We start from the raw sequence: 25,179 nt of genomic DNA on the forward strand, positions 1-25,179 counted from the left end.
CGGATCCAGGATGAACAACGAAGGCAACTTCGCCAGCAAGGCGACGCGCCCGGCCTCCCGCCGCAGCGTCCTCGCCGCCGGCGGCCTGGGCCTGGCCGCCCTGACACTGGGGCTCTCCGCGTGTGCGCAGGAAGACGCCCTGGCCAAGCAGGCCAAGGCGGGGGACAACAAGAACTATGTGGCCGGTGACGGGTCCGTGACCGAATTCGCCGCTGCCGACCGCAAGTCCGCCGTCAGCATCAAGGGCACCCTCTTCGACGGCACTACCGTGGAGCCTGCGGACTTCGTTGGAAAAGTCACCGTGCTCAACTTCTGGTTCGCTGGCTGTGCGCCGTGCCGTGTCGAAGCGCCCTCGCTGGAAGCTCTGCACCAGGAGTTCAAGGAGCAGGGTGTGCAGTTCTACGGCGTGAACCTCCGCGACGAGAAGGCCGCCGCCGAGGCGTTCGACAAGACCTTCAACCTGACCTACCCCAGCTTCCATGACAAGGACGGGGGCGTGCTCCTGGCCGTCTCCGGGCTGGTTCCTCCGGGTGCCGTGCCCACCACGCTGGTGCTGGACAAGCAGGGCCGGGTTGCCTCCCGTGTCCTGGGGGAAATCCAAAAGGGCACGCTCAAGGCCCTTATTGCCGCCGCCGTGGCAGAGTAACGGCGGCGCCCTCACCGTGAACAGCCCCTTCGCCGAAGCCATCCTGAACGGTTCGCTGCTGCTTGCCATCCCGGTGGCGCTGCTGGCCGGACTCGTGTCCTTCCTGTCGCCGTGCGTCCTGCCGCTGGTGCCGGGGTACCTGGGCTACGTGACCGGACTGACCGGCGTGGACCTGGAGAAGCAGAAGCGCGGCCGGATGCTGGCCGGAATCGGCCTGTTCGTGCTCGGCTTCTCGGTGATCTTCGTCCTGCTGGGCGGGGCGTTCGGCCAGTTGGGGTCCATGATCAGCGGTGGCCAGAACGCCTGGATCACGCAGGTGCTGGGCGTCCTGGTCATCATCATGGGCGTGGTGTTCATGGGTGGATTCAGCTGGCTGCAGCGTGACGCCAAGATCCATGCCAAGCCGCCCGCCGGGCTGTGGGGTGCGCCGCTGCTGGGCATCACCTTCGGCCTGGGCTGGGCTCCGTGCATCGGACCCACCTACTCCGCCGTCCAGCTCCTGAGCATGTCCGGAGGGTCCTCGGCCGCCAAGGGCGCCTTCCTGGCCTTCGTCTATAGCCTCGGGCTGGGCATTCCGTTCCTGCTGATTGCCCTGGCCGTGCGCCGCGGCGTCGGCGTGATGTCCTTCTTCCGCAAGCACCGCCTCGCCATCCAGCGGATCGGCGGGGGAATCCTGGTGGTGCTCGGCCTGCTGATGGCCAGCGGCGTGTGGGGCACCTGGGTTTCCGGGTTGCAGTACTGGTTCCAAACCGATGTGAAATTGCCGATCTGATGAGCGAGCGAGTGAACGACAAAAAGAAGCAAGAGGCCGCCGGTAAGACGGCAGCGACACCCGTGGCCAAGGCCAAGGCGGAAGCTGCCCTACCGGCGCTGGGACCCCTGGGCATGCTCCGCTGGGCATGGACCCAGCTCACCAGCATGCGCACGGCGTTGTTCCTGCTGCTCCTGCTGGCCGTTGCCGCGGTGCCCGGATCACTGTTCCCGCAGCGCCCTGCGAACCCGTCGATCGTCACGCAGTACATCGCGGACCACCCGGACTACGGCAAGATCCTCGACTCCCTCCAGCTCTACGACGTTTACTCCTCGGCGTGGTTCTCCGCCATTTACATCCTGCTGTTCATCTCGCTGATCGGCTGCGTGGTTCCCCGCGCGATCGCCCACTACAAGGCCATGCGCTCCCAGCCTCCGCGCACCCCGGCAAGGCTGTCCCGCCTGCCCGAGTACGGCACGCTGGTGATTCCCGCGGACGCCGGGATCCCGGCGTCGAGCGCTATTGCGGACGCTGCCGCGAAGCTGAAGAAGCGCGGTTACCGCGTTGACGTAAGGGACGACGACGGCGCGCGGCCCTCTTTGGGGGCCGAGCGCGGCTTCCTGAGGGAAGTGGGCAACCTGGTGTTCCACACCTCGCTGATCGGCGTCCTGGTGTCCGTGGCGGCCGGCGGCCTGTTCGGCTACAGCGGGCAGCGGATCCTGGTGGAGGGCGACACCTTCGTGAACACCCTGGTGGGCTACGACCAGTTCACCCCCGGCACCAACTTCGAGAGCAGCCAGCTCCAGCCCTATTCCATCCAGCTGGACAAGTTCCAGATCACGTTCGACCGTGAATCGAAGGGCAAGTTCGGCCAGCCCATCGACTTCAAGGCGGACGTGACCACCCGGGACACCCCGGACGCGCCTGCCGAGAAACAGGTGCTGAAGGTCAACGATCCCGTCAGCCTGGGCGGCACCAGCATCTACCTCACCGGCAACGGCTACGCCCCTATGGTGACCATCCGCGACGGCGCCGGCAATGTTGCGATGCAGGGCCCGGTGGTGGCGAAGCTGCAGGGGGAGAACTACTACTCGTCCGTGGTGATCAAGGTTCCCGATGCCAAGCCGGACCAGCTCGGATTTGCCGGCTTCTTCCTGCCCACTGCGTTCGTCACCGAGGAAGGCGTCTCCTTCAGCGGGGACCCGGAACTGATCAACCCGCAGCTCACCCTGAATTCATACTTCGGCGACCTCGGCCTGGACGCAGGCTCCCCGCAGAACGTCTTCGAGCTCGACGTAAAGAAGCTGACCCCGCTCAATGCCCGGAACCTTGACGCCGGCGGCATCACCCTGGCTCCCGGCAGCACCTACACGCTCCCGGACGGCAAGGGCTCCATCAGCTTTGACGGCGTGAAGCGCTACATCGGCGTCGACATCCACCACAACCCGGGCCAGCTGTACGCGCTGATCTTCGCGCTGCTTGCCGTGGCCGGGCTGGTCATCTCGCTGTACGTGAACCGCCGCCGGGTCTGGGTCCGCACGGGCACCCACCCGGACGGCCGCACCATGGTGGAGTACGGGCTCCTGGCCCGCGGTGAGGACCACCGCCTCGCGGCAGAGGCCCAGGCGATCCGCGGACTCCTTGCGGACGAATGGGGCCTGGATTCCCAGAATGCTCCCGGCTCGCCGGTGGATAATAGCCAGGTGGATACTGGCCCGGCGGACAATGTCCCGGCCGGCAGCGCGCCCACGGACAGCGGCCAGGCCGGCGGCGGCAAGAACGAGGCCTCCGCGGAAACGCCCACAAAAGACTTCATCCAGTCAACAGCCGGCTCACCCGAGTCGAAGAAGGACCAGTAATGTTCCCCATCAACGAAACCATGGGCCAGTACAGCGAGCTCTTTATGCTGCTGGCGGCCGGCACCTACACGGTGGCCTTTATCGCCTTCGCGTGGGACCTGGCCAAGAGCAGCAAGGCGCTGCGCGCAGTGGACCTCAAGGCTGCCGCCGCGGCGGGTGCTTCAGCGTCCGCGACGGCCAAGGTGCCGGTCGGCGCAGGGGTGGGGGCCGCCGTCGACCGTCCGGCCGTTGACCGTCCGGCTGTTGACCGGGCCGATTCGGACGTCAGCGGGCCGGTTGGCCGCGCCGAGCGGCCGTCGTCGGCAACGGGCCGTGCGTCCAAGGGCGCCGCAGCCGGCGCCGGGCAGACGGCCGACGCCGACATGCGCTACGCAGCAGAACGCCGGGTTCCCGCCCGCGTTGCAGTCGCGCTGACCGTGCTGGGCGCAGTGATCCACTGCGCCGGCGTGGTCACCCGTGCCCTCGGTGCGGGCCGGGTGCCGTGGGGGAACATGTACGAATTCCTCACCACCGGTGCCTTCGTGGCCGTGGCCGTCTTCCTGCTGGTGCTGATCCGCCGTGACCTGCGGTTCCTGGGCACGTTCGTGATCGGCTTGGCCATCATCATGCTGGTGGCGGCGTCCGTGGCCTATTGGACGCCCGTGGGGCACCTGGTGCCGGCGCTGCAGAGCTACTGGCTGATCATCCACGTGTCCATCGCCGTGCTGTCCTCGGCGCTCTTCACACTGACGTTCGCGATGTCCGCCCTGCAGCTGGTGCAGGCCCACCGCCAGAAGACCATCGCGGCCGGCAGCGGGGACAAGCTGGGCTTCATGCGCCTGGTGCCGTCCGCGCTGAGCCTCGAAAACCTGTCCTACCGCATCAATGCCATCGCTTTTGTCGGCTGGACCTTCACGCTGATGTTCGGCGCCATCTGGGCCGAGAAGGCCTGGGGCCGGTTCTGGGGCTGGGACACGAAGGAAGTCTGGACGTTCGTGATCTGGGTGGTTTACGCCGGCTACCTGCATGCCCGTGCCACCCGCGGCTGGACCGGCACCCGCGCGGCCTGGCTGTCGATCGTGGGTTACCTCTGCGTCATCTTCAACTTCACCATCGTGAACCAGTTCTTCAACGGCCTGCACTCCTACTCGGGGCTGTAGGCAAGGGCGCCTCTGCAATCGGCGGCGGTGACCCGTCCAGCGCGATTCGCCACTAATGGCCGCTAAGCACACCCGCTTAGCGGCCATTAGTGTCAGTTGGGCGACGTCGCCGGACCGGTTCCGGCGTCCAGGCACGCTCAAGGAGCGCTTTGCGGACACGGGTCACGGCACTGGGCTCCCAGCCGGGTGCGGTGGGATCAAGGTCACGCTGTGTCAGGACCACTACCCGCCAGCCTGCCTCCTTGGCATTCTCGTCGCGGGAGACCATTCCGTCGGATGGCTCGCTGGCCCGGAGTGCACGTGAGATGGACGACGTCGATAATCGGCAGTTCCAGGGGTAGCGGGAAGCCCCACAGGAGGGCCGCTGAAAGATGGCTGACCACGGCTCCAGTGGCAACCACGAGGGCGGTGGCCCGTAGCAGCAGGGTATCCCCGGCAACTGCTGAAACACGTGCCCCATGGCAGGGCCGAAAATAGCGGCCAAAAGTGGCAAATGGGGACGCGCGGGAGCGTGGGTGGGGCTGGGCGTGGGCGGGGCTGGCCGGCGCGTGGGCGAGTGTTCGTGGACCCGGGTGAGGGGCGAAGTCGCGGCCGGTTCTACTTTGTGGACCGGATGAGGGTGACCACGAGGATGACCAGCAGCACGGCCATGCCCACGAAGAACAGGACCGTCTCGGCAGAATCGTTGGTCATGACAGGGCTCCTTAAGCCTGGCTCCGGGGCTCTCTGCACTCGGTTCTCGTATTACGAGAGTCCCCTAAACCCATCAAACATCCGCGGACGGCACCGCGGAGCGCTTATGCCGCATTCTTGATGGATTCTTAACGCCACGGATTCTAGCGCCACGGATTCTTAGCGCGGAATTTTCATGGCGCAGAGCATGGCGGAGTCTGTTGCGGCCGCGGACAGCGGGCTTACTTGACCTCGTCCGTGCCGTGGGAGTCGGTCTCGGGGTGGTGTGATTCTTGGGAGTGCTTGTCGCCCCGGTGGCTGCCGTTCGGGCTGCCCTTGCCTTTGCCCTCGCCCGGGGCGCCCGTGCCTGAAGCGCCGCCGTTGAGCTTGTGCTCTTTGGCCTGGAGCTCGTCCTTGAGCTTTTTGAGGCGGTCCGCTTCGGCCTGGTTGCGGCGGCGGGTTTCGAGGTTTCGCAGGAAGTCGGGGTCGTCATCTGGTGCGACGGTGCGGCTGTAGGACTGCGCGGCGGGGCGGCTTCCACGAGGCCGGCCGATGATGAACCAGAGTGCCGCTCCCACCACCGGGAGGACAACAACCACCACCATCCAGGCAGTCTTGGAGATACCCCTGGTGAGGTTCTTATCAGTGCGGATCACGTCCACGATGCCATAGACATATATGGCAAGAACGGCAACGGCGACCAATACACGGGGCATACCATCAGTCTACCGTCCGGACGCCTGCAGCAGTGCCCTCCCGTTCTTTCCCCCTGCTGGGCCCGACCCCACGCACGCTGGCTCCCGCATTCCCGGAGGCTCCACCGCACGCTGGCGGGGGCCTCGACGCCGGACGGCTAAACTTGAACCGTGGCTTTTATGAAATACTCACTGATCCGTCTGGCGCTGTTCGTGCCGTTGCTTGTGCTGTTCAGCTTCCTCGAGGTGGGGATTCTGCTGGCCGCAGTCTTCGCCGGCCTGATTGCTTTCGCCATCAGCTACCTGTTCTTCCAGAAGCAGCGCGATGCCGCTACGGCCAGCCTGCATGAGCGTTTCTCCGGCCGGGCCAAGCCCATCCGCACGGCCGGCGAGGTTGAAGACGCCGCCGCCGAGGACACCCTGGTGGACGCCAACCCGGACATTACCGTCCGTTCGGAAGTTCCCCGTTCGGAAGTTCCCCGGACGGAAGCTCCCCGGACAGACGAAGAAACTCCCCGCAAGGACGCCTGAGCCGGCTCGCCTGAGCCGGCCCGGCTCCGCCAAGCGCCCGCTCAGCCCAGCGACTAGCCTCAGCCAACGCCACCTGAAAGCCCGGCTGTGTCCCTACAGCCCGTGGCTCAGGACGAGGCCCAGGGAGAACAGCACGCTGTAACCCAGGTTGATCAGGCCCGTCTGCTTGAGGACGGGAATGAGGCTCTTGCGCTTCCGGCCATTGATCATCAGCCATGACGGCATCAGGCTGGCCGGGATCAGCAGCAGCACCATGAGCATCCATGGGCGACCGGGTGCCAGGACCACCACCAGCAGGATGGCGACAGCCAGCATCAGCACATAGCTTTCGCGGGCGTGCTTGTCGCCGAGCCGCACGGCCAGGGTCTTCTTGCCGGCCTGGATATCCGTGGGGATGTCCCGGACGTTGTTGGCCATCAGGAGCGCACAGGCGATCAGGCCGGTGCCGATCGCCCCGATGACGGCGGCCAGGCTGAGTTGCCCCGCCTGGGTGTAGGTGGTGCCCAGGGTGGCCACCAGTCCGAAGAACACAAACACGAACACGTCCCCGAGTCCCATGTAGCCGTAGGGGTTCTTGCCGCCGGTGTACCCCCAGGCCGCCAGGACACAGCCGAGGCCCACCAGGATCAGCCACCACGCCTGCGTGATGACCACCAGGACCAGCCCGAACAGCATGGCCAGCCCGAACGCGGCGAAAGCAGCCCGCTTCACCATCTCAGGGTTCGCCGCGCCCGAGCCGACCAGGCGAAGCGGTCCCACGCGGTCCTCGTCGGTGCCGCGGATCCCGTCGGAGTAGTCGTTGGCGTAGTTCACGCCGACCTGCAGCAGGAGTGCCACGAGCGCGGCCAGGACGGCGTTGAGGGGCTTGAAGGCGTCCATCTCGAAGGCCGCGGCGGTGCCGATCAGGACCGGTGCGATGGCAGCCGGCAGGGTGCGCGGTCGGGCGCCTTGGATCCATTGTGCGGCTGTAGCCACGGTCAGTACTCCGATTGCTTCGTTGGTCATTTCAGTGCGGCCGGAGGGATAAACCCGCCGAAATCCTGCCGCCCCGGACTTTTTCGGCCCGGGCGGGGCTTCTCTATTTTCCCTGATGCAGCGCGTCCAGCAGAACAGTCATGCCGAGCCGGTCCGGTTTGCCATTGGGCAGCATCATCAGCTCGCCAGCAGCGAGGAGGGTTTTCGGGGCCAGCCGGCCCAAAGCATCGTGCAGCGCATCATGCCGCCGGGCGGTGAAGCCTTCGACGCCTGCCGGGGAGCTGTCCTCCACGGCAACGTACGCGGCCACGGCCTGGCCCCATTCCGCCGACGGAACGCCGGCCACAAAGGCCGCCGTCACGCCGTCGAGCTTTTCCAGCTCGGCCTGCACGTGCGTGGCGGAAACTTTCACGCCTCCGGTGATGATCACGTCGTCGGCGCGGCCCAGCACGGTGAGCTTCCCGTCGGCGTCGATGGAGCCGAGGTCGCCGGTGCGGTACCAGCGGACGCCGTCCTCCTCGAAGAAGTCACCGGCGGCCGGCCCGGCGTCGCCGAGGTAGCCGGCGGCCAGCGTGGCACCTCCCAGCAGGATCCTGCCGTCCTCGTCGACCCGGGCCAGGACATCCTCGAGCGGGAAGCCGTCGTACACGCAGCCGCCGCAGGTCTCCGCGGAGCCGTACGTGGTGATCACTCGGAGGCCGGCGTCACGGGCTGCGGCAAGCAGTTCCGGTGAGGCGGGGCCCCCGCCGAGCAGGATGCCGTTGAACCGGCGCAGGGCGGCCAGCGTTTCGGCCGACGGCGAGTCCAGCAGCCGCTGCAGCTGCGTGGGCACCAGGGACGTGAAGCGGATCTTGTCCGTGAGCTCCTGGGCGGCCGCAGTGAACGCCTCCGGGGTGAACCCTTCGGAGAGGTCCATGGCCCACGGCCGAGTGCCGGCAAAGAGGGAGCGCACCAGGACCTGCACCCCGGCAACGTACTGCAGGGGGAGGGCGAGCAGCCACTGGCCCTCGCCCTTGAGCGCGAACGCGGTGGCCACGGACGACGCCGCCAAGGCCTCCACGGTGAGGACAGTCGCCTTGGGAGTCCCGGTGGAACCGGAGGTGCGCACCACCACGGCGGCATCTTCGATGTCCGGCGTTTCCACTGCGGAAACCACAACGTTGCCGTCGGCACCGGCGGAAAGTTCGACGGCGGGACCCTCGCCGTGGAGGGCATCCGCCAGGGCCTTCAGGGCAGAGTCGAGGTTGGCAGAGCCGACGGTCGCGGGTTCGATGTTCGGAGGCTGGGAAGTCACAGGGGCTGCCTTAGGAGTAGGAAGGGCTTAGGAGTAGGAAGGGCTTAGAAGTAGTACGGAAACTGGGACCAGTCGGGGTCGCGCTTCTCGAGGAAGGCTTCCTTGCCCTCCACGGCCTCGTCCGTCATGTACGCCAGCCGGGTGGCCTCGCCGGCGAACACCTGCTGCCCGGCCAGACCGTCGTCGGCCAGGTTGAAGGCGAACTTGAGCATGCGGATGGCCTGCGGCGACTGCCGGGCGATGTCCGCCGCGTACTCCAGCGCCACTTCCTCGAGCCGTTTGTGGTCCACAGCCTCGTTGACGGCGCCCATCCGGACCATGTCCTCGGCCGAGTACTCGCGGGCCAGGAAGAAGATTTCGCGGGCGGCCTTCTGGCCGATCTGGCGGGCCAGCAGCGCGGAGCCGTAGCCGGCGTCGAAACTTCCCACGGTGGCGTCCGTCTGCTTGAACTTGCCGTGCTGGCGCGAGGCGATGGTGAGGTCGGAAACGACGTGCAGCGAGTGCCCGCCGCCGGCCGCCCAGCCGTTGACGACGGCGATGACCACCTTGGGCATGGTGCGCATCAGCCGCTGGACTTCCAGGATGTGCAGCCGGCCCGCGCGGGCGGGGTCGATGGTCTCTTTGGTCTCGCCCTCGGCATATCTGTACCCGTCCCTGCCCCGGATCCGCTGGTCCCCGCCCGAGCAGAACGAGTGCCCGCCGTCCTTGGGCGAGGGCCCGTTGCCGGTGAGCAGCACGGTGGCCACATTGGGGGTCATGCGGGCGTGGTCCATGGCGCGGTAGAGCTCGTCCACGGTGCCCGGGCGGAACGCGTTCCGGACCTCCGGGCGGTTGAAGGCGATGCGGACCGTGGGCAGGTCACGCCGCACGGCGCCGTCCGAATCCCTTTCAACCTGCCGGTGGTAGGTCATGTCCTGGAAGTCGTCGAAGCCGGCCACGGTGCGCCACCGGGAGGGGTCAAAGACGTCGGATACCTTGGCTGGGAATTCGTTGCTCACAGACCGAGTCTAGTAATCGACTCAGCTGATGCAGAACTCGTTGCCTTCGGGGTCCGCCATGGTGTGCCATTCGTGCGGCCCCTGGCTGGCCGTCCAAAGGAACTTTGCGCCGCGCGCCTCAAGCTCCGCGCGGACCTCATCCTTGTCCCTGCCGTCTAGGCGGACATCCCAGTGCACGCGGTTCTTGATGGCCTTTGCTTCCGGCACGGTCTGGAATAGCAGGCGGCGCGCAGGTTCCTTGGCTTCGAGTTCTTCCACTGGCCGGATCGCAGCGCCGGTAGCCCACACGAGCTTGCCGTTGTGTGTCTTCGTTTCGGCGTCGGTGGCAAACCCCTGATCGATCATCGACCGGATGAACGCTTCATCCTGCGGTTCCACCGCCCAGTCCAGGGTTTCCGCCCACCAGTCGGCCAGTTCGTGCGGATTCCTGCAGTCGATCGCTATCTGAATGTTGAGTCCCATGGGTCAAAACTACGACGGCGGTGTTCCCGCCGGAAGTGGTTTGCGGTCACTTCCGGTCCGCGTTCAGCGTGCCCCGAGTGGGTACGGGAAGACTCCTAGGACTGGACCTGCTGCAGCTGCTCCATCAGTTCGGGCGGAATCGCGTAGATGAACACTACGGCCAGCAGGTTCTTTGCGGCGTGCACGAAGTAGGAGAACATCAGGTTCTTCCCGGTCCACACGTAAACGAACACCAGCGTGGCGCCCATGGCGAGGTACGGCATCAGCACCGGCAGGGTCAGGGTTTCCTGGCCCACGATGTGCAGCGCCGCGAAGAGGACAGTGGACAGTATGCAGCACACCCAGATGTTGAGCCGGCGGCTGAGCTTGCCGATCAGCAGGTGGCGGAAGATGTATTCCTCCACGAACGGGCCCACGATGACCAGCAGCGGCACGATCAGCCACGGCGACACCTGTTGCACGAGTGCCTGGACATTGGCCTGGTTGGCGGAGCCCTGCACGGGGCCGGTGAGGGCCACCAGCAGGGCTGTCAGGATCAGCATGGCCACCACCGCGACGGGAATCATGATGAGGGTGAACCAGGGCCTGGTGGCAAGGACGCGCAGGTCCCGGGAGGCAACCCGGCGGGCGGCAGCCAGGGCCAGGACACCCACCCCGCCGTAGAACAGCAGGTTCACCGAGTACGCGGCGATAGTCGGGTCCGGAGAGAGCTGCAGGAGCAGTGGCTGCAGCAGCGAGCCCGCCACGGCAAAGAGTGCCGCCACGGCCACGTAGAGCCCCACGGTGGTGTAGTCGAGCGCTGAAAAACGGTAGAGCTCCGGCTGTGGCGCCGGGGAATTGCGGAGAGCTGTTCCCATGCCACCAGCCTAGCTTCCCAATTGACCCGGATTTGATGTCTTGAATACAGGCGTGAAAACGCTGAATGACGACGTTAAATGCGAGTCAGTTGGGCCGATGTGTGAAGCCGCGACGTTGCAGCAGGGCAGAGGCGCCCCGTACAATATTCGGTATGCCTAAATTTCTGTTTCGGTGCGCCAAAGTAGTCCGCCGAACCGAGGGCCTTCGCACTGCCGGAGCCGCCGTCGTCGCCGTTTTCCTGTGCCTCTCCCTAGCCGCGTGCGGGGGTGCCGCCCCCGGCCAAGGGTCGGGGGGCGAGAAACCCGTGGTGCTGACCACCTTCACCGTGCTGGCGGACGTCGCGCAGAACGTGGCCGGGGACAAGCTGCAGGTCGAGTCCATTACCAAGGCCGGCGCCGAAATCCACGGCTATGAGCCCACGCCCGGGGACATCCGCAAGGCGTCCAAAGCCGACCTGATCCTGGACAACGGCCTGAACCTGGAAGCCTGGTTCGCGCAGTTCGTCGAAGGCCTTGATGTTCCGCACGCGGTGGTCACCGAAGGCGTTGAAGTCATGTCCATCAGCGAGGACTCCTACCAGGGCAAGCCGAACCCGCACGCGTGGATGTCGCCGGTCAACGTCCAGATCTATGTGGACAACATGGTGAAGGCGTTCTCGAAGCTTGATCCGGACAATGCGTCCACCTTCGAGGCGAACGGGGCGGCCTACAAGGCCAAGCTGCAGGCGGTGAAGGACGAAATGGTCCAGAAGCTCTCGTCCGTTCCCGAAGCGCAGCGGGCGCTGGTGACCTGTGAGGGCGCCTTCTCCTACCTGGCGCGTGACGCCGGCCTCCGCGAGGTCTACATCTGGGCAGTCAACGCCGAGCAGCAGGCCACGCCGCAGCAGATCGCCCGGGCCATCGAATTCGTCAAGGCCAACAAGGTCCCGGCGGTGTTCTGTGAGTCCACGGTGTCCGACGCCCCCATGCGCCAGGTGGAGGGAGCCACGGGTGCGAAGTTCGGCGGCGTCCTCTACGTGGACTCGCTGTCCGAGGCGGACGGCCCCGTCCCCACGTACCTGGACCTCATCCGGCACGACTCCAAGGTCATCACCGAAGCGCTGACCGGTGCCTCGGCGGGGGCAATGCCGTGAGCACCCCGGCCATCCTGGTGGAAAACGTCACCGTCCACTACGGCGAGGTGCTGGCGCTGGACGCCGCGTCGCTGACCCTGGACACGGCCCGGATTTGCGGCCTGATCGGCATGAACGGCTCCGGAAAGTCCACCCTGTTCAAGGTAATCATGGGAATGATCAAGCCCGACGCCGGCCGCGTCCTCATCAACGGTGAGTCACCTGCCAAGGCACGCAAGGAAGGCGGCATCGGCTACGTCCCGCAAAGCGAAGACGTGGACTGGCAGTTCCCGCTGTCCGTCCGCGACGTGGTGATGATGGGCCGCTACGGGCACCAGGGCTTCACCCGTCGCCCCTCCAAGGCGGACCGCGCCGCCGTCGACCTCGCCCTGGACCGGGTGGAACTCTCCGAGTTCGCGAACCGGCAGATCGGCCAGCTCTCCGGCGGCCAGAAGAAGCGCGCCTTCGTGGCCCGGGGCATCGCCCAGGGCGCCACCATGATGCTCCTGGACGAACCGTTCGCCGGAGTGGACAAACGCTCCGAAGCCACCATCACCCGCCTGCTCCGTGAACTCGCCTCGGACGGCTGCACCATCCTCATTTCCACCCACGACCTGCATGCCCTGCCCCAGCTGTGCGACGAAGCCGTGCTGCTGATGCGCAAGGTCCTGATGCACGGCCCGCCCGAGCTGGTCCTGCAGCCCGAGAACCTGGCCACGGCCTTCGGCCTGGACGTCCTCAACCGCGACCTCCCGGACGGCGACCTCCCGGACGGGGACGCATCGGACGCCGCCCTTCAAGATGCCGCCACGGACCGCGACCTCACGAACCAACAGGGCAGGAACTAATCCATGGATCTCTTCGACCTCCTGCTGGAACCGTTGAGCTACGACTTCATGGTGCGGGCCATCGTCACCACGGCGCTCGCTGCCATTGTCTGCGCCGTGCTCAGCTGCTGGCTGGTGCTGATCGGCTGGTCGCTCATGGGTGACGCCGTCTCCCACGCCGTGCTGCCCGGTGTGGTCCTCGCCTACATCGTGGGGGCACCGTTCGCCCTGGGGGCGCTGGTGTTCGCGCTGATCGCCGTCACCCTGATCGGGGTGGTCCGGAACACCAGCAGGGTAAAGGAGGACGCGGCCATCGGCATCGTCTTCACCTCCCTGTTCGCCCTGGGCCTGGTGCTGATCTCCGTCACGCCCAGCCAAACCGACCTCAACCACATCATCTTCGGCAACCTGCTGGGCGTCAGCATTCCGGACCTCATCCAGGTGCTGGTGCTGGGAGTGGTGGCGTTCGCCATCCTCATCCTCAAACGCCGGGACCTCACGCTCTACGCCTTCGATCCCACACACGCCCACGCCATCGGACTCTCGCCGAAACGGCTGGGGGCGCTGCTCCTGGGCCTCCTGGCCCTCACCTCGGTGGTGGCGCTGCAGACCGTGGGTGTGGTGCTGGTGGTGGCCATGCTGATCATCCCCGGAGCCACGGCCTACCTGCTGACAGACCGGTTCTCCCGCATGCTGGTGATCGCCCCGGTGATTTCGGCCCTCTGCTCCATCGCCGGCATCTACCTCAGCTACTACCTGGACACCGCCTCCGGCGCCATGGTGGTGCTCACCCAGGGTGCCATTTTCGCCGTCGTCTATCTGTTCAGCCCCCGCCAGGGGCTGATCGGCACCCGGCTGGCGAAGGCGCGCCGCAAGAAAGCGGTGGCGCTCGCCGCCTAGGCCCGGACCGACTTTCGGTTGTAAAGCCACAGCGCCCACACGTACCCGCCCACGCTGAACACTGCGCACCAGATAAGCGTGGCGAGCATGGTGCCGGCCTCCACAGGTATGCCCATCAGGAGTCCCCGGACGGCTTCGATGAAGGGGGTGAACGGCTGCACGTCGGCGAATCAGCGCAGGGCGTCGGGCATGGACTCGGTCGGCACGAAGCCGCTACCAAGGAACGGCATCAGCAACAGGATCATAGGCTGGTTGCTGGCTGTTTCCACGCTCTTGGCGTTGATTCCCATGGCCACGGACAACCACGTCACCGAGAATGCGATCAGCGTCAGCACGCCCAGGGCTCCGAGCCAGCCTGCCGGGGGAACCTGCGGGCCGGAATCCGATCAGCAGGGCCACGGCGGCCACCAGCACCATGGCGGCCATTGTTTGGATGAGGCTGCCCAGGACGTGACCTGTGAGGACGGCGCCCCTGGAGATCGCCATGGTGCGGAAGCGTGAAACGATGCCTTCCGTCATGTCAGTGGACACCGAGATGGCCGTGCCCGTCGCGCTCCCGGTGAGGGTGAGCATTAGGACGCCCGGCACGATGTACGCGAGGTAGTCGTCCCTCCCGCCGCCCAGTCCCGAGCCAAGCGTCCCGCCGAGCACGTACACAAAGAGCAGCAGGAAAATGATCGGGGTCCCCGCCACGAACACCGGAATCGAGGGGTAGCGGACCACGTGCTTGAGGTTCCGGCGCAACATGGTTGTCGCGTCACTGGCTGCATGGCTGAGGGTGCTCATCGTGCGTTCTCCTTCTGGCTGGTGAGGGCGAGGAAGACATCGTCCAGGTTGGGTGTGTGGACGGACAGGTCGGCCACCTCCACGGAGGCGCGCTCAAGGCGGTCCAGCACGTCCTTGAGGGACCGCACGCCGTCGTCGCGGGCTTCCGGGTCAAGTACGACGGCGGCCCGCTCCAGGGCGGCCTGGTCGCCGAAAGTGATGCGGATGTGCCCGCCGGGGACCAGCCGCTTCAGTTCCGACGGGGTGCCCTCGGCCACGATCCGGCCCTGGTCCAGCACCGCGATCCTGTCGGCAAGCTGATCGGCCTCGTCCAGGTACTGGGTGGTCAGGAAGATGGTGACGCCGCGGGCCACGAGGCCTTGGATGATCTCCCACATGGTCCGGCGGCTCCGGGGATCCAAGCCGGTGGTCGGCTCATCCAGGAAGATGATCTCCGGATCGCCCATGAGGGGTCATGGCGAGGTCGAGCCGCCGCCGCATGCCGCCCGAGTACGTGGCAAGGGGCTGCTTGGCCGCCTCGACCAGATCGAACTTTTCCAGGAGCCCTGCCGTGCGGCGCTTGAGCTCGGCCGGCGGCAGGTGCCGGAGCCTGCCCATGAGGGCCAGGTTCTCCTCGCCCGTGAGCAGGCTGTCCACGGCCGAGAACTGTCCCGTCAGACCGATCTTGCCGCGCACCTCGTCTGCCTGGCGCACGACGTCGAACCCTCCCACGGCGACCTCCCCGCCATCGGCGCGGATCAGCGTGGACAGGATGTGGACGATGGTGGTCTTGCCGGCGCCGTTGGGACCCAGGAGGGCGAAGATGGTTCCGGCCGGGACGGTGAGGTCAACGCCGTCGAGGACTTGCTTGCTGCCGTATGCCTTGCGCAGCCCGGCCACGGTGATGGCCGCAGGAGTAGTACTTGCCATGATCTTTCCTGCCTTTGGTGGGTTTTGGCCCCCGGTGGGGCCCTGAACGGTTGGAGCCCTAGACGGTGCGGACGGGGGAGCGCCGCACGGTGATGTCGCCGTAGGCGCTGCGGGCACGGATCTCCACTTTCGCGTCCGTCTTGCCTGGCCCTGTGGTGGCGTCGAGTCCGTTGCGGACGCGCCCGTACTTGGTGCTGAGGTCCAGCCACGCGGCGCTGCCTTCGCGGACGCCAATGGCCAGGGATCCGGCAGCGGTCTGGAGAGTGAGGGTTCCGCTGGCTACCTCGCCGACGGTGATGTCACCGTTCGATGCCTTGATGCTTGTTGTGGTGCCGGCCCACGATGTGCGTGCCGCCGTTGCCGTTTTTGACGCTGGCATTCCCGTCGATTTCCCGGATCCGGATCTTTTCCCGAGCCGGTCTTGATCTCTGCCCGGCCGGCGACGCGTTCCACGGTCACGTCCCCCATTCCGGTGTGGACCCGGAGGTCCGTGCAGCGGTCGATGCGGACGTAGCCCATCTCGGTCTTCAGGTCGGCTGAGGTGAATTCGCCCTCGCAGCGGAGGTCGCCCATCCCGGACTTCAGCTCCAGGCTGCTGCCGATGGGCACTTCAACGGTGATGTCCACCGCGCCGCCGTCGCCGAACCAGCTGTACCGGCGCAGGGGCCGCAGCCGGACCTGCAGGCGGCCATCGGAAAAGTCCACCGTTGTCTGTTCGGCCACCCGTGCGTCCAGCGCGCGGGCAGCCGTGCGGGGCTGCACATTGACCACGGTGTCGCTGCGGTTGCCGGCGACGACCAAAATGTCGGCACGGACCGACACTTCAACGACGACGGCGATGGGCTGGGGTGTCTACTAAGAAAACAAAGGTGACCTTCCTCCCGAAATTGGGGTGAGGTTGGGCTCGAATCCGAGCGAGACCATTCGGCGTTGGAGCCGTTTCTTGGCGCGTTCGGGGTTCGTCTTGTCGAAATGATCGACGCCGAGTTCGTCATAGGCGACTCCGTCGTGGAGCATGTTCCAGACGATGACAAGCAGCGTGTGTTGCAGAGCGACTACGGCACGCAGGGCACCGGCATGGGACTGAATGCGACGGTACTTCACGGCGAGATAGGTCGTTTTTGATCGGGACACGGCCAGCGCCGCGATTCCCAATGCAGCTTTGAGGTAATGGTCGCCAGGGCGGGTTTGGGTGGACTTGATTCGTCCAGCCGACTTGTTCTGGCCCGGACACACTCCCGCCCACGATGCCAGATGGCCTGCCGTGTCAAAGACGTTCATGTCCACGCCGGCTTCGGCGATGATGACGTTAGCGACGTTCTTCGATATTCCGGGGACGGTCGTCAGCAGCTCCCGGGCTAAGGAAAAAGGTTCCATCACCGTGTCGATGCGGGCGTCGAGGGCCGCGAGGGTCGCCTCGATTTGGTCGATGCGGTCCAGGTGCAGCTGCACCATGAACGCGTGGTGGTCGGTGAAACGGCCTGTGAGGGCTTCGACCAGCGCCGCAGATTTGCGGCGCATCGAGGCGTGCGCCAGCGAAGCCAAAGTCTGCGGATCACGTTCTCCGGATATGAGAGCGTCGAGGATACTACGGGCGGATCGGGTGCTCAGCGTGCTGACAACCGAGGACAACTTGATGTTCGAGTCCTCCAGCCCTTTTTCCAGTCGTGAGAATTCGCGGGTGCGCTCATGAGTCAGGTTCGACCGCGTCCTGGTCAAATCCCGCAACTGGCGGATCGGCTCGGGCGGCACGAAACTAGCCCGCAGCAGGTTGTGGGCGGCGAGCTCCGCCAGCCACGTCGCGTCCGAAACATCGGACTTTCGCCCCGGGATATTCCGCGCAGCTTTGGCATTGACCAGTTGCACATTCAGCGACTCCGACAGCAGGAAGTAGAACGGTTTCCAGTAGTCGCCGGTGGCCTCCATCACAACCACGGTCACTGCGGCGGCCTCCAGATCACGGCGCAGGCGCACGATCTCGTTCGTGGTCGCGCCATATGTGATCACTGTCCTACTGGACGTTCCTGCCCGCGCTCCTGGTATCCGGATGCAGACCTTCGCATCGCGTTTGGAGATATCCATTCCGGCGGCACGCTCGTGCACGATGTCCATCATCTACTCCTCGCATCCGACCGAACAGCACCCACCGGCTGGTGGTGCCAGGTGCCGCGGGAAGGGCGGGGACATGATTCAGGAATCTACTAAACGGGCTCTTCAAACCCGATGTTGCTGGGCTTGCGGCACCAATCCACGGTTCCCGTGGAAGCCCTCCACACCACGCTCGAAAACAGGCTCTAAGCACTAAGACACAGCGGCGTCGACCGCGGCACCGCCATCATCCGCCGCTACCCAACCCAGCCACAAGGCTGTTTTCTCAAGACCACAACGCCGCGGAGCGGCTCCGCAGCTCGAAAGTTGTCATCAGCGTGCCCATCCTGTGAAGTTCTGCTCGCCGGGATCACGGCGGACGGTGCGTTGGGTCGATTGGCTGCCGTTGAGGGCATCGGCCACAGCCCGGATCAACCAGGAGTTCACGGACAGGCCTTCGAGGCCTGCGGCCTCCTCAACCTGCTGCTTGAGATGATCCGGAAGCCGGAGCGTTGTGCGGGAGGTGCTGGCGCCGTCGAGGTCCTCCGCTGCGACAGTCCGCGTCGGCTGGCCCGACCGCTCGGTGACCGCTTCGAAGTCGTTTGCGGCCGCACTATCAGGACGTCATTGTGTGGTGTCACGTCAACACATTCTTCTGAATGATGGTGTCAGTGTGGTGTCGCTGCTTGACTCGCCAGCCTCGGCGGGGCACTCTGGACCGATGAAGTCCTAAGCGCAGCCCCCTACTTTCGGCTGCTTTCCCAGTACACACATCGGCTATCGCCATACACTGCGGACCTGCGAGGACTCCTCTTGACTGAACATCTTTCCCTGACCGGCGTCACCCATGGCTACGGTGACCGCCAGCTTTTCACCGCCGTCGACCTCGTCATTGGCGCCGGTGAACACGCCGCCGTCGTCGGCGAAAACGGAGCCGGCAAATCCACGCTGCTGCGGATCCTTGCCGGGCTTGAGGCCCCGGACGAGGGCGCGGCTGCGAGCCACGGCCGCGTCGGCTACCTTGCCCAGACCACCGGCCTGCCGGCGTCGTTCACCGTGGGCAACGCCATCGACGACGCACTCGAGTCGCTGCGCGCCATCGAAGCCGAACTGGACCGCCTGGAATCCGGCCTGGCTGACGCCGACGCGGAACAGCTGGAACGCTACGGCGACCTGCAGACCCAGTACCAGCTCCGGGAAGGTTACGCCGCGGAATCCCGTGTGGAGGCGGCGCTGGACCGTCTGGGCCTGGGCGGACTGGACCGGCAACGGACGCTGGGTTCGCTTTCCGGCGGGGAGCAGCACCGGGTGGGGCTGGCCTGCGTGCTGGCTGATCCGGCGGACGTCCTCCTGCTGGACGAGCCCACCAACCACCTGGACGCCAGCGGCACGGCCTGGCTCGAGGCGCGGCTGGCAGCCCACCGGGGGACCGTCGTCGTGGTTTCCCACGACCGTGCGCTGCTGCGGAAAGTGGCCGCTTCAGTCATCGAGGTGGACGCCGAGCGGTGCGCCGTCAACAGCTACGGGAACGGGTACGACGGGTATCTGCGCGAGAAGGCCGCCGAGCGTGAACGCTGGGTGCAGCAGTACCGCGGCTGGCTGGACGCGATGGCGGCCGAGCGCCTTCAGGCGGACACTGTGGCCGGGAAAATGGGCTACGCCCGCCGCCGCGACGGCGACAAAATGGGCTTCGACTTCAAGGCCGGCACCTGGCAGCAGGCCGTCACCAGCAAGGTCCGCAACGCCCAGGAGCGGCTGCGCCGGCTCGAGGCCAATCCCGTCGACCGGCCGCCGGTTCCCTTGAAGCTGGCGGTGGAGCTTCAGGCGGAGGCCGGGGAGGAGGCTGCCACGGCCGATGCTGCGGGACCGGCGCTGGAAGCGCGCGGCGTGCAGGTGCCCGGCCGCCTGGCTCCGACCGATTTCCGGGTGGAGGCCGGACAGAAGATCCTGATCACCGGTCCCAACGGGGCCGGGAAATCAACGCTGCTGTCCGTGCTGGCCGGCACCCTCGAGCCGGACGCGGGCACGGTGGTGCGGCATGGCCGGATCGGCTATCTGCAGCAGGAGCTGGAACCGCCGGCCCGTCCGGGGACGCGCCTCCTTCCGGCGTTCGCCGCGGGACTGGGCGGGAACATCGATGAGCATGCGGAGTCCCTGCTGCGGCTGGGACTCTTCCGGACCACCGAATTCCACGTCCCCGTCGGGAGCCTTTCCGCCGGGCAGCAGCGCCGGCTGGCCCTTGCCCGGCTCCTGCTCGGCGGCTTCGGGACGATGCTCGTGGACGAACCCACCAACCACCTGGCGCCCGTGCTGGTGGAACAGCTGGAAGCGGCCCTTTCGGAATTCGGCGGAACCCTGATCATGGTCAGCCACGACCGCGCATTGGGGGAGTGGTTCAGCAAGTGTGCCGCACGGGACACGGCCGGGAGCACCGGCGGCCCAGGCTGGCTCCGCTACACGATGGCGGAGGGCGCGCTGGCCTAGTTCCGCGTCCGTGTCAGCGGTGCGGGAATCGGCTCTGGAAGCTGCTGCGAAAAACGGTGAGATTTGCGTTAAGGGATCGTTACGCCTTGCCTGCAGGGCTGAAACAACCGCGGAGCAGGATGGAAGGGAGTCAGTGATTCCCACGCTCAAGTAGCGCCCCTGCGGTCCGCCGCCGGGGGCGTACTCAAGCCGGCCGAAAGGATCTGTCCCGTGATCACCAAGAACCTTTTTCTGCAGGGCGTCTTCCCCTTCGAGGGAGCGGGACTCGAGAAGCCCGTCCCCATCCACCGGGAACTCGCACACTTCGTTCCGGACGGAATCATCAACCAGACCCTCTACTTCCGGGGCGGCAACTCCAGTTCCGAGCTGATCACCGTGGTCCTGATGCGGGACGGCGTGCCCATGCGGTATTTCCCCATCGGCGCCAAGAGCGACGTCCATGTGCCGCTGCGCGTGGTGGAGGACATCGAGGGCGGGTCCGTCATTGAGGTGTTCCTTTTGGCGGCCAACGGCGTTGCGGGGCACGTGGTGGTCGACCTGGGCATGGTGGAACACTGATGACAACCGTCGCAGACGAAAACAAGCGCAAGACGCAGCCCAAGACCCAGGCCATCACCCGGCCCAAGACCCAGCCCAGGCACCAAGCGCGTCAGGCGAAGCCAGCCGCCCGCCGTCGGCTGGTGGTGATCGGCAACGGCATGGCCGGGGCCCGTGCGGTGGAGGAGATCCTGGCCCGCGGCGGCGCCGAGCAGTTCAGCATCACCATGTTCGGCGACGAGCCCTACGGCAACTACAACCGGATCATGCTCAGCCACGTCCTCTCCGGCGAGGAAAGCGACGCGGACATTTTCCTGAACTCCCTGCACTGGTACCAGGACAACAACATCACCCTGCACGCGGGCGTCCGGGTGGAACGGATCGACCGGTTCACCAAGTACGTCTTCGCCAATAACGGCCACGTTGTTCCCTACGACGTCCTGATCATCGCCACGGGCAGCCAGTCGTTCATTCCGCCGATGGACGGCCTGTACACGCCCAGCGGCTCGATCAAGCCCGGGGTGTTCACGTTCCGCACCATCGACGACACTCGCAACATGGTCCAGCACGCTCAGCAGGATCGTCCCCCGGAGGGAGAACGCAGTGCGGTAGTCATTGGGGGCGGCCTGTTGGGGCTGGAAGCGGCGCGCGGACTGCAGAGCCACGGCATCGACGTCGACGTGGTGCATTCCGGCGGGCACCTTATGAACGCCCAGATGGGACCCGACGGCGGGGCGATCCTCCGCCGGAGCGTGGAGGCCCTGGGCATCCGGGTGCACACAGGGAGCCGTACGACAGCGGTCCTCGGCGCGGACAAGGTCACCGGCGTGAGGCTGCGGGACCGGCCGGACATCGACTGCGACATGGTGGTGGTGGCCGCCGGGATCCGCCCCAACGTGGATGTCGCCGTCCTCAGTGGGCTGCACGTGGAGCGCGCCATCGTGGTGGATGACCAGCTGCGGGTGGTGGACGAGGATGACATCTATGCGGTGGGCGAATGCGTCCAGCACCGCGGCGAGGTCTACGGGCTGGTGGCGCCGCTGTGGGAGCAGGCCGTTGTGCTCGCCAACCACGTCACCGGCGCGGACTCCACCTCGGCCTACCTCGGCTCCCGGATCGCCACCAAACTCAAGGTTGCCGGCGTCGAAGTCGCGTCCATGGGCCTGCAGGGCCCGGAACGGGAGACGGACGAACACATCCTGTTCTCCGAGCCCAGCCGTGGTGTCTTCAAGTCCATCGTCATCCGTGACAACAAGATGGTGGGCGCCACCCTTCTCGGCGACAGCCGCAAGGTGGCCTACCTGACCCAGGCCTTCGACAAGGGGCTGCCCCTGCCGGAGGAGCGGATCTCGCTGATGTTCGATCTGGGCGGCCCCGCCGAGGAACAAGGCGTGGCCGAGCTCGACGACGACGCGCAGGTCTGCAACTGCAACGGCGTCAGCAAGAAATCCCTCGTGGACGTTGTGAAGGGCGGCTGCAACACCGTGGCCGGCGCCATGGATGCCACCCGGGCCGGTAAGGGCTGCGGGTCCTGCAAGCTGCTGGTGAAGCAGGTGGTGGAATGGGCCGCTGACGGCGCCGTGGAAGAGGATCCCGCCGCCAGCTATTACGTGCCGGGCATTCCGCTGGACAAGCCGTCACTGATGGCAGCCATCCGCAAGCAGGGCCTGCGCTCGGTGTCCTCCGTGTTCGCCGCGCTGGCACCCGGCAGCGCGGAGGACGCGAAATCCAAGATGGGCCTCGCGTCCCTGATGAAGATGATGCTCGCGGACCAGTACATCGACGAGCGGGACGCCCGGTTCATCAACGACCGCGTCCACGCGAACATCCAGCGGGACGGCACCTTCTCCGTCGTTCCGCAGATGAAGGGCGGCGTGACGTCCGTCCAGCAGCTGCGCCGGATTGCCGACGTCGCCGAAAAGCACAACATCCCGCTGATTAAGCTGACCGGCGGCCAGCGCATCGACCTGCTGGGCGTGCCCAAGGAGGACCTGCCACAGGTGTGGGCCGACCTGGACATGCCGTCCGGCTATGCCTACGGGAAGAGCTTCCGCACGGTCAAGACCTGCGTGGGCAAGGATTTTTGCCGCTACGGCACCGGCGATTCCACCAAGCTGGGGATCGAGATCGAGTCGCGGTTCCAGGGCATCGAGGCGCCGGCCAAACTGAAGCTGGCCGTCTCGGGCTGCCCGCGGAACTGCGCAGAGTCACTGGTCAAGGACGTGGGCGTGGTGGCCGTGGAAGGTGGCCGCTGGGAACTCTACGTCGGGGGAGCGGCCGGCGCCCACATCCGCAAGGGTGACCTGCTGGCCACCGTCGATGACCCCGAGGAGGTGAAGGTGCTGACAGGCCGGTTCATGCAGTACTACCGGGAGAACGCCAACTGGCTGGAGCGGACCTACGCGTTTGTGCCCCGGGTGGGCATCGACCGCATCCGCGCCGTGGTGGTGGACGACACGGAGGGCATCGCGGCCGACCTGGACGCGGCCATGCAGGCTTCCGTGGACAGCTATGTGGATCCGTGGACCGAGCGCGACGGTCCGCTCACGCCCGGGCAGTTCCGCACCTCGCTGCCGCTCACGGCGCTTCCCCAGGTGCCGGTCCGATGAACGCCGGTCACAACCTGGGCCCTGTGGACCAGATCCCGTTCGGGGAGGGCCGGGCGTTCGGCGTGGCCGGCGAACAGGTGGCGGTGTTCCGGCTCCGCGACGGCAGCCTCCGGGCGCTGTCCGCTGTGTGCCCGCATAAGGGCGGCCCGATCGCGGACGGCACCATCGACCAGGAGCTGGTCTTGTGCCCGCTGCACCAGCACGCCTTCAGGCTGGACACGGGCTGCTCCACCACCGGCGCCGAACCTCTGGGCAGCTATGACGTCCAAATGGACAATCACCAGAATATTATTCTGAGAATCGCCGCAAGATAGAGAAATTTATTCGGCATAACACCTTCCAACTGTTGTCTGCGTCACGGACGGTTCCGCGCGCCTTGTAAGCTAGGTAGGCCGCGCGAACCTTCGACGCCCCGAGAGTTTTCGTCCAGATAATTCCCCCAAACGAGGGATGAACCCGAATTATGTGGACTAAAACTTTGCGTTCCGGTGCCGGCCATCCCCCGACCCACAAGGAACAGTTGTGCCACAAAGTACCCCCACAGAACTCGCGAGCCCGACGGCGCAATCCGCCGTCGTCGACTCCACCCTTAGCGCCGAGGGCTACAAGAAGTCCCTGAGCGGCCGCCAGGTCACCATGATCGCCATGGGCGGCGCCATCGGCGTCGGCCTTTTCATGGGTGCCGGCGGACGCCTGGCCTCCACGGGCCCCGCGCTGATCTTCTCCTACGCCATTGCCGGCGTCATCGCCTACCTGCTGATGCGCGCCCTGGGCGAACTCATCATGTACCGCCAGACGTCGGGCTCCTTCGTCAGCTATGCCGGCGAAATGTTCGGCAAGAAGGGCGCGTACCTGTCCGGCTGGATGTACTTCATCAACTGGGCCATGACCGGCATCGCCGAGCTCATCGCGATCGGACTGTACTTCCAGTTCTTTTTCCCCAACGTGCCTGTTGAACTGTCCGCCATCGCAGCGCTGCTGCTGCTCGTGGGCGTCAACCTGCTGAGCGTCAAGGCGTTCGGCGAGTTCGAATTCTGGGCCTCCTGCCTCAAGGTGGGCGCCATCGTGATCTTCCTGGCCGTGGGCACCTTCATGGTGGTCACCAACGCCCAGGTGGGCGACGGCAACGCTTCCGTCAGCAACCTGTTCGCAGCCGAAGGCGGAATGTTCCCCAAGGGTGCGCTGGTCATGATCCTGGTCCTGAACGCCGTGATCTTCGCCTACAACGGCATTGAGCTCGTCGGCATCACGGCCGGCGAAATGCAGGACCCGGCCAAGGAAGTGCCCAAGGCAATCCGCGCCGTCGTCTTCCGCATCGTGGTGTTCTACGTCGGTTCCGTGACCCTCCTGGCCATGCTGCTGCCATCGGACCAGTACGTGGCCGGCACCTCCCCGTTCGTCACCGTATTCGGCCAGATGGGCCTCGGCTGGATGGGCGATGTCATGAACATGATAGTCATCACCGCCGCGCTGTCCTCCTGCAACTCGGGCCTGTACTCGATCGGCCGGATCTTCCGCACGATGGCCAACAACGGGCACGCTCCGGAGTGGCTGACCCGGATGTCCAAGAGCCACGTGCCGTACGCCGCCATCCTGGCCATCGGCGCCGTGTACCTCGTCGGCATTCTGCTGAACATCTGGCTCGGCGGCTCACACGCGTTCGACCTCGCCCTCAACTCCGCGTCGATCGGCGTGATCTTTACCTGGGGTGCCATCTTCGCCAGCCAGATCGCGCTGCGCAAGAAGAAGGGCAAGGTCTCCTCCCTGCCCGCGCCGGGCGGAACCTGGAGCAGCTGGGCCGGCCTGATTGCACTGCTGGCCATCACGGTGCTGATTGGCTTCGACACCATGACCAGCAAGACCGGCGAGGTCTTCCACCTCGGCCTCTGGACCCTGGCCACCATCCCGTTCTTCGCCCTGGTGCTGTGGCTCGGGTGGCAGAAGGTCCGGAACAACGAACCGAAGAGCGAGCTCTTCAGCTAGGGCTTTACACCCAAGAGGTACGACGACGGCGGCGGTCACCTTCCCGAGGTGGCCGCCGCCGTCGT

26 protein-coding genes and 1 pseudogene are annotated in these 25,179 nt (G+C 66.1%); 14 read left to right on the forward strand and 13 right to left on the reverse strand.

Annotation, left to right across the window (positions count from 1 at the left end; translation table 11 throughout):
* Positions 1–10: 10 nt before the first annotated feature.
* Genes J2S97_RS17645 through ccsB form a run of 4 tightly spaced genes read left to right on the forward strand, consistent with a single transcriptional unit; the run spans position 11 to position 4,395 of the window.
* Entirely contained in the window at positions 11–646 is a 636-nt protein-coding gene (locus tag J2S97_RS17645; protein WP_307051245.1) for a TlpA family protein disulfide reductase, read from the forward strand.
* 16 nt (positions 647–662) lie between these two features.
* Positions 663–1,418 (forward strand): cytochrome c biogenesis CcdA family protein, encoded by a 756-nt coding sequence (locus J2S97_RS17650; protein WP_307051246.1) that lies wholly within the window; start codon positions 663–665, stop codon positions 1,416–1,418.
* Positions 1,418–3,256 (forward strand): cytochrome c biogenesis protein ResB, encoded by a 1,839-nt coding sequence (resB, locus tag J2S97_RS17655; protein ID WP_307051247.1) that lies wholly within the window; start codon positions 1,418–1,420, stop codon positions 3,254–3,256. The genes J2S97_RS17650 and resB overlap by 1 nt, the downstream gene beginning before the upstream one ends.
* A complete protein-coding gene (gene ccsB / locus J2S97_RS17660; protein ID WP_307051248.1) occupies positions 3,256–4,395 on the forward strand; it encodes a c-type cytochrome biogenesis protein CcsB in 1,140 nt (379 codons plus the stop codon). The genes resB and ccsB overlap by 1 nt, the downstream gene beginning before the upstream one ends.
* A gap of 914 nt (positions 4,396–5,309) precedes the next feature.
* Here ccsB and J2S97_RS17665 read toward each other — a convergent pair.
* Positions 5,310–5,783, reverse strand: a complete 474-nt coding sequence (locus J2S97_RS17665) for a PLDc N-terminal domain-containing protein (protein WP_307051249.1) — start codon at positions 5,781–5,783, stop codon at positions 5,310–5,312.
* Between the two features lie 159 nt (positions 5,784–5,942).
* Here J2S97_RS17665 and J2S97_RS17670 point away from each other — a divergent pair, with 159 nt between their 5' ends.
* Positions 5,943–6,293: a DUF4229 domain-containing protein gene (locus J2S97_RS17670; protein ID WP_307051373.1), complete on the forward strand. Its 351-nt coding sequence runs from the start codon at positions 5,943–5,945 to the stop codon at positions 6,291–6,293.
* Positions 6,294–6,386: 93 nt separating this feature from the next.
* On the opposite strand, the gene J2S97_RS17675 is transcribed toward J2S97_RS17670, so the two are convergent.
* The 5 genes from J2S97_RS17675 to J2S97_RS17695 form a co-directional block, all read right to left on the reverse strand.
* The gene (locus J2S97_RS17675) at positions 6,387–7,268 is read right to left on the reverse strand and encodes a 1,4-dihydroxy-2-naphthoate polyprenyltransferase (protein WP_307051374.1); all 882 of its coding nucleotides are present in this window, start codon (positions 7,266–7,268) and stop codon (positions 6,387–6,389) included.
* A 103-nt stretch (positions 7,269–7,371) separates the two neighbouring features.
* Positions 7,372–8,562, reverse strand: coding sequence for an AMP-binding protein (locus J2S97_RS17680; protein WP_307051250.1), 1,191 nt, complete (start codon positions 8,560–8,562; stop codon positions 7,372–7,374).
* A gap of 44 nt (positions 8,563–8,606) precedes the next feature.
* Entirely contained in the window at positions 8,607–9,560 is a 954-nt protein-coding gene (locus J2S97_RS17685; RefSeq protein ID WP_307051251.1) for a 1,4-dihydroxy-2-naphthoyl-CoA synthase, read from the reverse strand.
* Between the two features lie 21 nt (positions 9,561–9,581).
* On the reverse strand, positions 9,582–10,022 hold the full coding sequence (locus tag J2S97_RS17690) for a VOC family protein (RefSeq protein ID WP_307051252.1): 441 nt from the start codon (positions 10,020–10,022) through the stop codon (positions 9,582–9,584).
* Between the two features lie 95 nt (positions 10,023–10,117).
* On the reverse strand, positions 10,118–10,879 hold the full coding sequence (locus J2S97_RS17695) for a CPBP family intramembrane glutamic endopeptidase (RefSeq protein WP_307051253.1): 762 nt from the start codon (positions 10,877–10,879) through the stop codon (positions 10,118–10,120).
* Positions 10,880–11,031: 152 nt separating this feature from the next.
* On the opposite strand from J2S97_RS17695, the gene J2S97_RS17700 reads away from it, so the two are divergent.
* The 3 genes from J2S97_RS17700 to J2S97_RS17710 are packed head-to-tail and all read left to right on the forward strand — an operon-like array spanning position 11,032 to position 13,718.
* Positions 11,032–12,012 (forward strand): metal ABC transporter substrate-binding protein, encoded by a 981-nt coding sequence (locus tag J2S97_RS17700; protein ID WP_307051254.1) that lies wholly within the window; start codon positions 11,032–11,034, stop codon positions 12,010–12,012.
* Entirely contained in the window at positions 12,009–12,839 is an 831-nt protein-coding gene (locus tag J2S97_RS17705; RefSeq protein WP_307051255.1) for a metal ABC transporter ATP-binding protein, read from the forward strand. Before J2S97_RS17700 ends, J2S97_RS17705 begins: the two co-directional genes overlap by 4 nt.
* Positions 12,840–12,842: 3 nt before the next feature.
* Positions 12,843–13,718 carry a metal ABC transporter permease gene (locus J2S97_RS17710; protein WP_307051256.1) on the forward strand — a complete coding sequence of 292 codons (876 nt, stop codon included), beginning with the start codon at positions 12,843–12,845 and terminating at the stop codon, positions 13,716–13,718.
* Here J2S97_RS17710 and J2S97_RS17715 read toward each other — a convergent pair.
* The 5 genes from J2S97_RS17715 to J2S97_RS17735 are packed head-to-tail and all read right to left on the reverse strand — an operon-like array spanning position 13,715 to position 15,792.
* The gene (locus tag J2S97_RS17715; protein WP_307051257.1) at positions 13,715–13,879 is read right to left on the reverse strand and encodes a hypothetical protein; all 165 of its coding nucleotides are present in this window, start codon (positions 13,877–13,879) and stop codon (positions 13,715–13,717) included. The two genes, J2S97_RS17710 and J2S97_RS17715, sit on opposite strands and share 4 nt — an antisense overlap.
* 52 nt (positions 13,880–13,931) lie before the next feature.
* Positions 13,932–14,504 (reverse strand): ABC transporter permease, encoded by a 573-nt coding sequence (locus tag J2S97_RS17720; protein ID WP_307051258.1) that lies wholly within the window; start codon positions 14,502–14,504, stop codon positions 13,932–13,934.
* Positions 14,501–14,950 carry a hypothetical protein gene (locus tag J2S97_RS17725; RefSeq protein ID WP_307051259.1) on the reverse strand — a complete coding sequence of 150 codons (450 nt, stop codon included), beginning with the start codon at positions 14,948–14,950 and terminating at the stop codon, positions 14,501–14,503. Before J2S97_RS17725 ends, J2S97_RS17720 begins: the two co-directional genes overlap by 4 nt.
* The gene (locus tag J2S97_RS17730) at positions 14,919–15,413 is read right to left on the reverse strand and encodes an ABC transporter ATP-binding protein (protein WP_307051260.1); all 495 of its coding nucleotides are present in this window, start codon (positions 15,411–15,413) and stop codon (positions 14,919–14,921) included. The genes J2S97_RS17725 and J2S97_RS17730 overlap by 32 nt, the downstream gene beginning before the upstream one ends.
* Before the next feature lie 58 nt (positions 15,414–15,471).
* On the reverse strand, positions 15,472–15,792 hold the full coding sequence (locus J2S97_RS17735) for a DUF4097 family beta strand repeat-containing protein (RefSeq protein ID WP_307051261.1): 321 nt from the start codon (positions 15,790–15,792) through the stop codon (positions 15,472–15,474).
* Positions 15,793–16,014: 222 nt separating this feature from the next.
* Between J2S97_RS17735 and J2S97_RS17740 the strand changes: the two genes are divergently transcribed.
* Positions 16,015–16,272, forward strand: a complete 258-nt coding sequence (locus J2S97_RS17740) for a hypothetical protein (RefSeq protein ID WP_307051262.1) — start codon at positions 16,015–16,017, stop codon at positions 16,270–16,272.
* Here J2S97_RS17740 and J2S97_RS17745 read toward each other — a convergent pair.
* Both J2S97_RS17745 and J2S97_RS17750 read right to left on the reverse strand, forming a co-directional pair.
* On the reverse strand, positions 16,269–17,525 hold the full coding sequence (locus J2S97_RS17745; protein WP_307051263.1) for an IS110 family transposase: 1,257 nt from the start codon (positions 17,523–17,525) through the stop codon (positions 16,269–16,271). The two genes, J2S97_RS17740 and J2S97_RS17745, sit on opposite strands and share 4 nt — an antisense overlap.
* A 309-nt stretch (positions 17,526–17,834) precedes the next feature.
* A pseudogene (locus J2S97_RS17750) lies at positions 17,835–17,999 on the reverse strand (histidine kinase); the annotation flags it as partial.
* Between the two features lie 315 nt (positions 18,000–18,314).
* On the opposite strand from J2S97_RS17750, the gene J2S97_RS17755 reads away from it, so the two are divergent.
* The 5 genes from J2S97_RS17755 (at position 18,315) to J2S97_RS17775 (ending at position 25,114) form a co-directional block, all read left to right on the forward strand.
* Complete coding sequence (locus J2S97_RS17755) at positions 18,315–19,985, forward strand: ABC-F family ATP-binding cassette domain-containing protein (RefSeq protein WP_307051264.1); 1,671 nt, start codon at positions 18,315–18,317, stop codon at positions 19,983–19,985.
* 210 nt (positions 19,986–20,195) lie between these two features.
* On the forward strand, positions 20,196–20,543 hold the full coding sequence (locus tag J2S97_RS17760; RefSeq protein WP_307051265.1) for a molybdopterin oxidoreductase: 348 nt from the start codon (positions 20,196–20,198) through the stop codon (positions 20,541–20,543).
* The gene (gene nirB, locus J2S97_RS17765) at positions 20,543–23,131 is read left to right on the forward strand and encodes a nitrite reductase large subunit NirB (RefSeq protein ID WP_307051266.1); all 2,589 of its coding nucleotides are present in this window, start codon (positions 20,543–20,545) and stop codon (positions 23,129–23,131) included. Before J2S97_RS17760 ends, nirB begins: the two co-directional genes overlap by 1 nt.
* Positions 23,128–23,445 carry a Rieske (2Fe-2S) protein gene (locus J2S97_RS17770; protein ID WP_307051267.1) on the forward strand — a complete coding sequence of 106 codons (318 nt, stop codon included), beginning with the start codon at positions 23,128–23,130 and terminating at the stop codon, positions 23,443–23,445. The genes nirB and J2S97_RS17770 overlap by 4 nt, the downstream gene beginning before the upstream one ends.
* Positions 23,446–23,653: 208 nt before the next feature.
* Positions 23,654–25,114, forward strand: coding sequence for an amino acid permease (locus J2S97_RS17775; protein ID WP_307051268.1), 1,461 nt, complete (start codon positions 23,654–23,656; stop codon positions 25,112–25,114).
* Positions 25,115–25,179 lie beyond the last annotated feature (65 nt).

This window comes from Arthrobacter oryzae (assembly GCF_030812315.1).
GTDB classification, from domain to species: Bacteria; Actinomycetota; Actinomycetes; order Actinomycetales; family Micrococcaceae; genus Arthrobacter; species Arthrobacter oryzae_B.